This window comes from Citrobacter sp. wls718 (assembly GCF_005280945.1).
GTDB lineage: Bacteria > Pseudomonadota > Gammaproteobacteria > Enterobacterales > Enterobacteriaceae > Citrobacter > Citrobacter gillenii.
In genome coordinates, this window is the sequence record NZ_SZWV01000058.1 from 1 (window position 1) to 1192 (window position 1192).

At 39.8% G+C, this 1192-nt stretch carries 2 protein-coding genes; one reads left to right on the forward strand and one right to left on the reverse strand.

The window, feature by feature from the left end:
* The first annotated feature begins 45 nt into the window (after positions 1–45).
* Positions 46–624 (forward strand): tail fiber assembly protein, encoded by a 579-nt coding sequence (locus FDW95_RS11720; protein WP_115258725.1) that lies wholly within the window; start codon positions 46–48, stop codon positions 622–624.
* A gap of 19 nt (positions 625–643) precedes the next feature.
* Here the strand turns inward: FDW95_RS11720 and FDW95_RS11725 are convergent.
* Positions 644–1192 (reverse strand): DapH/DapD/GlmU-related protein (locus tag FDW95_RS11725; protein ID WP_137363509.1); only part of this gene is annotated, 549 nt, incomplete at its 5' end.

Consider the following 1192-nt stretch of genomic DNA (forward strand, 5'->3'; position numbering starts at 1 on the left):
CACCGTAAAAAATACAGCATTTAACTACTTAGTGAGGCTTGCCTAATGGCTTTTAAAATGACTGATAAAGATCGAGTTATTACTATCTATAATCTTTCATCTTCCACGAATGAATTTATCGGTAAAGGAGATGGGTATATCCCGGCAAATACGGGGCTACCCGCTTACAGTACTGATATTGCACCACCTTCAGCATCTGATGGCTTTGTTGCTGTTTTTAATTTTGAGTCAGGTAAGTGGACGGTTGTTGAAGACCATCGAGGAAAAACGGTTTACGACATTCATACAGGGAATGCCACCACGATTGGCCAGTTGGGGAACTTGCCTGATGGTGTTGTTACTTTTGCACCTGAAGGTCAATTTGTTAAGTGGGACGGGAAAAAATGGGTGCATGATACTGAAGCAGAAAAAACGGCGATGATTACTCTTTTGACGCAGCAAAAAGACAGCCTTCTGACATTTGCCACATCAAAAATCGGACCGCTTCAGGATGCTGTTGATCTGGGCATTGCAACCGATGCGGAAACAGCGCTTTTACTGGCGTGGAAAAAATATAGGGTCCTGATTAATCGTATTAAGCCAGATGATGCGTCAGATATTAGCTGGCCAGAACAACCAGCTTAGAGAAGTAAGAGCAGTTATTTCAGTTTTGAATACATTTATTCTGAAATATTACAGGCTGGATTTTACAAATGTATGTGGAGTCATTATCTATATTTGATAATACCATGGACATGGCTCCAATTTTAACATTATCACCAATAATAACACCGCCAATAATGCAAGAATTTGCGCCAATAGTTACGTTATTACCTATAGTTGCTACGGAGTGATCATCATCATCCCTGACGCCTATTGTAACATTTTGATGTATAATGGCATTATTGCCTATTCTTACTGCATCAGAGATAACAACACCTGTTAGATGTACAAAATTCGGTTTTTTACCAATGGATGCTCTTAAACCTATCTCTGATGCGTATTTGAATTGTAGTGCCCAGTTTATTTTTTTCGCGGCACGTTTCTGAGATTTATTACCATGGATATACATTTGATTCGCGAGTCTCCACCACATTAAAAAATGGCGAGTCCGGCATCTATGAGCGATTAATAGGCGTAATGGAGTTATTTTTCCCTTTGGGGTTATCTCATCTCTCCACATATGTTTTAAGGAAGGTGCGAACAAGTTCCT